The organism is Mesorhizobium sp. M4A.F.Ca.ET.050.02.1.1 (assembly GCF_003997725.1).
Taxonomy (GTDB): domain Bacteria; phylum Pseudomonadota; class Alphaproteobacteria; order Rhizobiales; family Rhizobiaceae; genus Mesorhizobium.
Genome location: NZ_RZSG01000215.1, coordinates 1 through 8,147, shown reverse-complemented (window position 1 = coordinate 8,147; position 8,147 = coordinate 1). Strand labels below are relative to the sequence as shown.

The following is an 8,147-nucleotide window of genomic DNA, read 5'->3' as shown; positions in this document are numbered from 1 at the left end:
CCCCCCCCCCTGAGGCGCGCCGGCGGGGGCGCCCCGCGCACCGCCATAATCGAGTATAATTCCTGGCCGATCGCAGACGGAGGAGGAAAAGAGCAAATGTCCGTGGACGCGGGACCGAGAAAAGTGGACGCCGAATATGCGATTGAGTACCTCCAGGAGCATCCGCAAGCCGGGCTTTGCTGCGAGGATCGTCGCTGCTGGATCACGCCGAACGCAAACGAGACCGATCAGCGGATCCTGCTTCTCGATGTGGTTGAGGCCGACCGGCTCAAGGATGATCCTCGCCTTCGACTCGTGTCCGGAATCGCTCATGCGGGCCGGTCGCTCTGGGTCGTTCGGAGAATGACATGATTTGACGCAGGCCCTCGCCCTGGAGGACCGGTGGCGGCGCAGCCACAGGGTGGACATTTCAGCCCACATGGAAATGATCATGTTGCCATGCACAACACTGCAGTGCGCTGATCTCGACTAAAAGTTTGAGTGTAGAAGCGGATCAACCGACCTCCAGGTCCAGCCAGCGACACAGATGGACATCCCAGAGAATTTCCGGACCGCCACGCGTTTTTCACGGATCGCCCTGACCTAACGCATTGCCTTCCGCGGCAGCTCGCACAATAGTCGGGCCGATGTTGCAGGCGATTGCGAGTCACTGGTCTACGCTGATCCTCGCCCTCTCCCTAGCGATGGCGGCCGTCGGCATCGTCCACGCCATCATGACGAAGGAAGACGTGCGCGCCGCCACCGGCTGGGTGGGCGTGATGCTGCTGTCGCCCTTCCTGGGCGCCATCATCTACGCCATCGCCGGCATCAACCGCATCCGCAGGGCGACGATCAGCGCCATGCGGCCGCCTTCCGGCGAGGCCGCCCTGACAAAGCAGGAGCGCGACATCGCCGCCGAAGACCTGATCACGGCCGAGTTTGGCCTACGCTTCGTCGGGCTGAAGACGCTGGGCGACAGGGTGACACGCCGCGCCCTGACATCGGGAAACGCAATCGTCGTGCTGGAAACAGGCGACGAAGCCTACAGCGCGATGTGCCACGCCATCGACGGGGCGGAGCGCAGCGTCCTTCTCGAAACCTACATCTTCGACAATGATGCGGTCGGGGCGATCTTCGTCCAATCGCTTGGCAACGCCGTCAAACGCGGCGTCAGCGTGCGCGTGCTGATCGACGCCGTCGGCGTGCGCTACTCCGTGCCCAGCATCCTCAAGCAGCTCAAGGAAGCGAACGTCACCACCGACCTTTTCAACGGCAACATCGTCATGGGCTTGAGACTTCCCTATGCGAATCTGAGGACCCACAGGAAGATCCTTGTCGTCGACGGCACTGTGGCGTTCACGGGAGGCATGAATATCCGCAAGGGATTCTCCGCCGAATTCGTCGGCTCCGACAGTTCACGGGACACACACTTCAAGGTCACCGGCCCGGTGGTGGCCGACCTTTTCTCGGTCGCCGCCGAGGACTGGCGCTTCGCCGGCAACGAGGCCCTGAAGGGCGAAACCTGGCAAGTGGCAGCCCCCTTGTCGGCGCCCGGCCAGCCGATGTTGGTGCGGGCCGTGGCGTCGGGGCCGGATGCCTCGAACGAAACCAACCACAAGCTGCTGATGGGGGCGTTCTCGGTTGCCCGCAAGTCGATCCGCATCATGTCGCCGTACTTCCTGCCGGACCGCGAACTGATCAGCGCGCTGACCACGGCGGCTCGGCGCGGCGTCGAGATCGACATCGTCGTGCCGGCGGTAAACAACCTCTTCCTCGTCGACCGCGCGATGACGGCGCAGTTCGACCAGGTGCTGAAGCATTATTGCCGCGTCTGGCGCCACGAAGGCGCCTTCGACCATTCGAAACTGATGGCGATCGACGGCGTCTGGGCCTATATCGGCTCCTCCAATCTCGACGCCCGGTCGTTGAGGCTGAATTTCGAGATCGACATGGAAGTTCTTGATGCGGACTTTGCCGCCGAGATCGAGACACGCATCGGATCGGCCATCGCCTCCGCGCAGCCGGTGACGCTTGAGACGTTGAAGGCCCGCCCCTTCGTCATTCGCGTCTTCGACCGGTTGCTGTGGCTGGGATCGCCCTATCTATAGCGCAAGGAACAGAGCAGCAGGACCATGGAGATAAACGGACGCAACCTGCCGGAGACCGTGCTCCTGTCGATCCGCCACCGAAAGGCGCGGAAGGCGAAGGCGACGCCGCGCAAGCGGGTCGACGGCGCCGAGATGGTGGTCGCCTCCTACAACGTCCACAAATGCATCGGCACCGACCGCAAGTTCGATCCCGAACGGACCGCCCGCGTCATCCGCGAAATCAGTCCCGACGTCATCGCCTTGCAGGAGGCCGACAACCGCTTCGGCGACCGTGCCGGGCTGCTCGACCTTGCGCGGCTCGAACACGAAACGGGGCTGGTGCCGGTGCCGGTGTCCGGAAACGGCAAGGGCCATGGCTGGCGCGGCAATGTGCTGCTGTTCAAGCGCGGCACGGTGCGCGACGTCCACCAGATCAAGCTTCCGGGGCTGGAGCCGCGTGGCGCGCTGGTCGCCGAAATCGATCTCGACGAGAAACGGCCGCTGCGGGTGATTGCCGCCCATCTCGGCCTGCTGCGACGGTCGCGCTCCGAACAAGCGCGTGTCGTGCTCGACATCATGAGCAGCGCGGATGAGAGGCCAACGCTGCTGCTCGGCGACCTCAACGAGTGGCGGCTGGGCAACCGCTCTGCGCTGAACACGCTGCACACCACCTTCGGCCCGCCGCCAGCCGTGCCCACCTTTCCCTCGGGCCTGCCGGTGCTTGCGCTCGACCGGATCATGGGCAACCGCAACGGCATGGTCTCGGCGGTGGAAGCGCATGACACGCCGCTGTCGCGGGTCGCGTCGGACCACCTGCCGCTCACGGCTTTTGTGCATCTTTGACGCGGCTGGATCAGCCCTCCCGCAGCCAGACCAGCATCTCGCCGGAATCGCGGTTGTCCCAGGCGTAGTAGGGAACGGCCTTCACCCTCGCCTCCTCCAGGGCCGGCGGCTCGGCGCGGTAGAGGCCATTGCGCCAATCCTCCGACGCCTCCCTGTTGCCGGTGGCCGAAAGCGTGACGATGCCGCCGAGCAGGTTCGGCTCGTGATGCGCCTCGATTCTGGCCGCCCGCGGCAGGCTGATGCGGTGCAACTGGCCGGGATTGTCGGTCGCCTCGACGCAGTAGATCAGCGGGCCGCGCGCCAGCGCGACACGGCCGATGTCCTGGCGCACTTCCGGATTGGCGAAGAGGCGGGAGATCGACATGTCGAGGTCGAGCTCGACGCAGTCGCCCTTTTGCCATTCGCGCTCGATCGCCGCGTAGCCGTCGCTCAAGACGGCATCGAGAGCCACCGCCTTGCCGTTGACCTTGAGCGCCGCCTTGCGGCACCAGGCCGGCAGGCGCAGATGCAGGGTGAAGGCAACCGGCGCCACCGGCTCGACGCGGATCGAGACGGCGCCGTTCCAGGGATAGTTGCTGGTCTGGACCAGGCTCACCGGCTTGCCCGATATCTCGAAGCGGGCGGTCGAATCGCCATAGAGGTGGACGGCCAGCGCGTCGTCGGCGAGGCCGTAGAAATAGCTGCCGATCGACGCCACCATGCGGCCGATATTGGGCGGGCAGCACGGGCAGCGGTGCCATTTCCAGCGATTGTGCCGGCCGCGGCTTTCCAGTGGGTTCTCGTAGAAGAACAGCGAGCCGTCGAGCGACAGGCCGGAGATCGAGCCGTTGTAGAGCGCCCGCTCCATCATGTCGGCATAGCGCGCGTTGGGCCCCATGCCGAGCATGCGGCTCGACCAGAACACCAGGCCGACCGCGGCGCAGGTCTCGGCATAGGCGGTCTCGTTGGGCAGGTCGTAGTCGCTGGTGAAGCCTTCATTGTGCGCCGACGGGCCGAGGCCGCCGGTGACATAGAGGCTCTTGGTGGTCAGATCGTCCCACAGCCGGTCGAGTGCTGCGCGCAGCGTGTCGTCGCCATATTCGGTGGCGACGTCGGCCATGCCGGAGAACAGATACATCGCCCGCACCGCATGGCCAACGACCTTGTCCTGCTCGCGCACCGGCTTGTGCGACTGGTTGTATTCGTAGGTCTTGAAATGATAGGCCTTCGGGTCGGTGCCGCGGGCGCGCGCCTCCTCGTCGAAATAGTGCGGCTGCTGGCCGCGCTGGTCGATGAAGTACTTTGCCAGGTCCATGTATTTCTGCTCGCCGGTCGCCCGCGCCAGCTTGACCAGCGCCAGTTCGATCTCCTCATGGCCGCAATAGCCCTTCTTCTTGCCGGGCTCAGGGCCGAAAGTGTCGGCGATGTGGTCGACATAGCGGCACATGATGTCGAGCAGCTTGCGCTTGCCGGTGGCCTGGAAATAGGCGACGGCGCCCTCGATCAGATGGCCGGCGCAGTAGAGCTCGTGGCAGTCGCGCAAATTGGTCCAGCGCAGGCCGGGCTGGATGCGCTGGTACCAGCTCGACAGGTAGCCGTCGGACTGCTGCAGCCTGCCGTAGAGGTCGATGACGGCGTCGATCTTTTTCTCCAGCGTGTCGTTGCGGCGCCTGTAGAGCGAATAGGCGGCGGTCTCGATGGTCTTGCCCCAGTCGGAGTCCCAGAACATCTGCGTCGTCACCGTCGAGCCGGTGAAGCCGGGATTGGCGGCCTCGTCCGGTGACGGCGAATGGAACGGGATGACGACGCCCGGCGACGGCCGGTCGGGGTCGATCTGCTCCAGCATGCGGGCCTCGACGCAGCGCTCGTAGAGGATCTCGGCGGTGCGCGCGGCAACCGCGTCGACCCGGTCGCCCCAGAAGCCGCGCACGTCGACCTGCGGCACCGGCAGCGGACGGAAGGCGAGCTTCGGCTTGCCGGTGTGCTGCGCGGCGGATTTCAGTGCGGTCATCGGCTAACTCCATTCAATTTCGAAAGTGTCGGTTCAGCGCGGGTCATTTCACGGCGCCGGCCATCAGGCCGCGGATGTAGAAGCGCTGCAGCGCCAGGAAGAGGATCAGGCACGGCACCATCATCACGGTGACGCCTGCCTGCACGGCACCCCAGTCGATGGCGCCGAAGCGGCCGGACTGCAGCGCCGTCATCATGATCGGCAGGGTGAACTTGGACTGGTCGGTCATCAGCACCAGCGCGGCCAGGAACTCGTTCCAGGCGCCGAGGAAGGCGAACAGCGCGATGGTGACGATGCCCGGCCACACCAGAGGCAGCATGACCTGCAACAGCATGGTGACGTTGTTGGCGCCGTCCATGCGGGCGGCCTCCTCGATCTCGCGCGGCACCGCGTCGAAGGCGTTGCGCATCATGAAGATCGAGAACGGCAGCTGCAGCGTGACATAGACGCAGACCAGCCCGGTCAGCGTGTTGTGCAGGCCGATCTTGGTCAGCACCAGGAAGATCGGCGTCAGGATCGACTGGAACGGGATCATGATCGTCGACAGGATGACGACGAAGAGCATGTCCTTGAAGGGAAAGCGGAAGCGCGAGAAGCCGTAGCCGGCAAGCACGCTGACGATGACGGAAAACACCACCGTCATCACCGAGACATAGATGCTGTTTTGCGCCGGCAGCCACAGCCCGTCGCCGAAAGTGTTGAGCGTGCCGTAATTCTCGACCGAGAAGCCGGTGGTCGGCCATGGCGGCAGCGGCGGCAGGCGCGCCTCCTGCGATGGCTTGAAGGCCGACAGCACCGTCCAGACGATCGGCGCCAGAAACAGCAGCGAGGCGATGATGCCGGTCAAGTGCTCGGCGATGCCGAGCCGGATGCGGCTGGTGCGGCTACGCGCCTGCGCCATCAGTCGACCCCCTCCGGTTTGCGCAGCAGCCACAGCTGGACGAGGCTGAGCACGACGAGGATCAGCAGCAGGATCATCGAGAGCGCGGCGCCATAGCCGAGCTTGAACGACACGAAGGACTGGTTGAAGATCCAGTAGACGGCGGTCAGCGTCTGGTTGCGCGGGCCGCCGCGCAGGATGATGTAGAACTGGTCGAAGGCGAGGATGGAGCCGGCGACCGACAGGATCAGCGCCAGCGCCAGCGTGCGGCGCATCAGCGGCAGGGTAATCGCGCGAAAGCGCGCGAACGGCCCTGCCCCGTCGATCATCGCCGCCTCCTGCAGCTCCGACGGGATCGACTGCAGGCCGGTCATCAGGATGATCATGGTGAAGCCCGCCACCTTCCACACGACCATGGCGATGATCGACCAGAAGGCCGGCTGGAAGGTGGCGAGCAGATTGAACTTCTTCTCGGTCAGGCCGAGCGCGTAGGCGGCCGGGCTGAACAGGCCGGAATCGACGTTCAAGAGCCACGACCACAGCAGGCTGGCCGAGGCGAAGCCGATGACGGCCGGCATGAAGAAGGCGGTGCGGTAGACATTGGTCATCGCCCGCGGCCGCTCGATGAAGATCGCCAGCGGAAAGGCGACGGCGAAGATCGCGATCGTCACCACCAGCGTGTACCAGCCGGTAAAGCGCAGCGCGTTCCAGAAGCGCGTGTCGCGCAGGATCGCCCAGTAATTGCCGAGGCCGATGTAAGAGTGCTCGCCCATCAGCGGCCAGTTGTTGAGCGACATCCACGCCGTCATGGCGAGCGGCACGATGAAGAACACCGTGACCAGCGCCACCGCCGGCGCCACATAGAGCAGCCCGATCCACTGCCGACGCCCGGCGCCGACCAGCTTTCGGCGACGCGCGGGGGCGGAGGTTTCTGCGGTGATGGCGGTCATGGGTAAGCGCTCACTTCCCCTTCTCCCCCTGTGGGAGAAGGGGGATCGGCGCGCAGCGCCGAGACGGATGAGGGGTGTTGGAAGAAACGAGGCGGCGGCGATTTCGAACTTGTCGCCATGCTGGAACACCCCTCAACCGTCGCCTTCGGCGACACCTTCTCCCACAAGGGGAGAAGGGGGAGCCTACCTGCTGACGCCCCGCTGCATTCCGGTTAGATGAGTGCTTTCTCAACGCGATAGTCCTGCTGTTGGCGCTGCGTCCCCTCCCCCTCGAGGGGAGGGTCCGGCCGAAGGCCGGGGGTGGGGTCCGCCGCGACGCGCGCCGACGGGGAGATAACGTCGAGCACTGCCGGGGCGACCCCACCCGGACCCTTCGGGTCCAACCTCCCCTCAAGGGGGAGGTTGAGGGCGGCGCTACTTCTGCGGCGCCTGGTCGATGATCGACTGCATGGTCTCCTGTGCATTCGATATCGCGCCGTCGACATCGTCGCCGAAGAAGACCTCGTTGACCATCTGCGTCCACGGACCGTTGGCGGAGTTGATCAGGTCGTTGAACACCACCGTGTAGGGCGTGCGGCCCTTGGCCATCGCCTCGGCGGCGATCTGGTAGCGCGGATCGAGGTCCTTCAGCGCCTCCTTGGCGATGTCGCCACGCACCGGCAGGCTGCCGTATTTGGCGAGCAGCGTCTGGCCTTCGAGCGAATAGGCGAAGTCCAGAAACTCCTTCACCACGGCGAGCTTCTTGGTGCCCTTGGTGACGACGAAATTGTCGCCGCCGGCGAAGGACGACCAACCGCCATCCTTGCCAGGCAGGAAGGTGACGCCATAGTCGACATTCGGATACTGCGTGTTGAGCGCGCCGATGGCGAAGGCGCCGGACGGCGAGATGCCGATATTGCCGGCGGCGAAGGCGGCGAAGAAGTTGGCGCCGGTGTCGGTCTGCGCGCCTGATGGCACCAGGTCCTTCTTGACCATCGAGCGGTAGAGGTCGATGGCGCCGCGCAGCTGCGGGCTGTCCAGCGTCGCCTTGGAGCCGTCCTCGGAGAGGATGTCGCCGCCCGAAGCCCAGATCAGCGGCGTGAAGGTGAAGATGTTGCAGCCGCCGCAATTGCCGGAGAAATAGAAGCCCTTGATATCGCCGCCGAGCGCGTTGACCTTCTCGGCGTCGGCCTCGATCTCGGCCCAGTTGGTCGGGCCTTTTTCCGGATCGAGCCCGGCCTGCTTGAACAGCTTCTTGTTCCAGATCAGCACCGAACTGTCGGCCGAGAACGGCAGGCCATAGATGCGGCCCTTGTAGGTGCCGGTCTTGACATGCGCCGGCGACAGGCTGGCGAAATAGGGCAGCGACTTCGCCCAGTCGGTGATGTCCTCGAGCTGGCCGGCGGCCGAGAACGACGGCGTGGAGATGAGGTCGAGCG

The 8,147-nt window shown here is 65.1% G+C and carries 7 protein-coding genes; 3 read left to right on the top strand and 4 right to left on the bottom strand.

Features of this window, described 5'->3' with window-relative positions; translation table 11 throughout:
• Positions 1-96: 96 nt before the first annotated feature.
• The 3 genes from EOA33_RS16110 to EOA33_RS16100 all read left to right on the top strand — a co-directional run bounded on the left by EOA33_RS16110 (position 97) and on the right by EOA33_RS16100 (position 2,909).
• Positions 97-351: a hypothetical protein gene (locus EOA33_RS16110; RefSeq protein ID WP_127406044.1), complete on the top strand. Its 255-nt coding sequence runs from the start codon at positions 97-99 to the stop codon at positions 349-351.
• 275 nt (positions 352-626) lie between these two features.
• Positions 627-2,087 (top strand): phospholipase D-like domain-containing protein, encoded by a 1,461-nt coding sequence (locus tag EOA33_RS16105; RefSeq protein WP_127406043.1) that lies wholly within the window; start codon positions 627-629, stop codon positions 2,085-2,087.
• A gap of 24 nt (positions 2,088-2,111) precedes the next feature.
• Positions 2,112-2,909 (top strand): endonuclease/exonuclease/phosphatase family protein, encoded by a 798-nt coding sequence (locus tag EOA33_RS16100; RefSeq protein ID WP_126055092.1) that lies wholly within the window; start codon positions 2,112-2,114, stop codon positions 2,907-2,909.
• A gap of 10 nt (positions 2,910-2,919) precedes the next feature.
• Here EOA33_RS16100 and EOA33_RS16095 read toward each other — a convergent pair whose 3' ends face one another.
• The 4 genes from EOA33_RS16095 to EOA33_RS16080 form a co-directional block, all read right to left on the bottom strand.
• The gene (locus EOA33_RS16095; RefSeq protein ID WP_127406042.1) at positions 2,920-4,899 is read right to left on the bottom strand and encodes a glycoside hydrolase family 127 protein; all 1,980 of its coding nucleotides are present in this window, start codon (positions 4,897-4,899) and stop codon (positions 2,920-2,922) included.
• A 43-nt stretch (positions 4,900-4,942) separates the two neighbouring features.
• Positions 4,943-5,800: a carbohydrate ABC transporter permease gene (locus EOA33_RS16090; protein ID WP_127406041.1), complete on the bottom strand. Its 858-nt coding sequence runs from the start codon at positions 5,798-5,800 to the stop codon at positions 4,943-4,945.
• Positions 5,800-6,729 (bottom strand): sugar ABC transporter permease, encoded by a 930-nt coding sequence (locus EOA33_RS16085; protein WP_126055095.1) that lies wholly within the window; start codon positions 6,727-6,729, stop codon positions 5,800-5,802. The genes EOA33_RS16090 and EOA33_RS16085 overlap by 1 nt, the downstream gene beginning before the upstream one ends.
• A gap of 414 nt (positions 6,730-7,143) precedes the next feature.
• The coding region (locus EOA33_RS16080; protein ID WP_145989165.1) for a sugar ABC transporter substrate-binding protein at positions 7,144-8,147 on the bottom strand (1,004 nt) is incomplete at its 5' end.

Bases quoted from the DNA above. Each gene is read 5' to 3' on its own strand.
- EOA33_RS16110 (WP_127406044.1), top strand. From the start codon at position 97: ATGTCCGTGGACGCGGGACCGAGAAAAGTGGACGCCGAATATGCGATT.
- EOA33_RS16105 (WP_127406043.1), top strand. From the start codon at position 627: ATGTTGCAGGCGATTGCGAGTCACTGGTCTACGCTGATCCTCGCCCTC.
- EOA33_RS16100 (WP_126055092.1), top strand. From the start codon at position 2,112: ATGGAGATAAACGGACGCAACCTGCCGGAGACCGTGCTCCTGTCGATC.
- EOA33_RS16095 (WP_127406042.1), bottom strand. From the start codon at position 4,899: ATGACCGCACTGAAATCCGCCGCGCAGCACACCGGCAAGCCGAAGCTC.
- EOA33_RS16090 (WP_127406041.1), bottom strand. From the start codon at position 5,800: ATGGCGCAGGCGCGTAGCCGCACCAGCCGCATCCGGCTCGGCATCGCC.
- EOA33_RS16085 (WP_126055095.1), bottom strand. From the start codon at position 6,729: ATGACCGCCATCACCGCAGAAACCTCCGCCCCCGCGCGTCGCCGAAAG.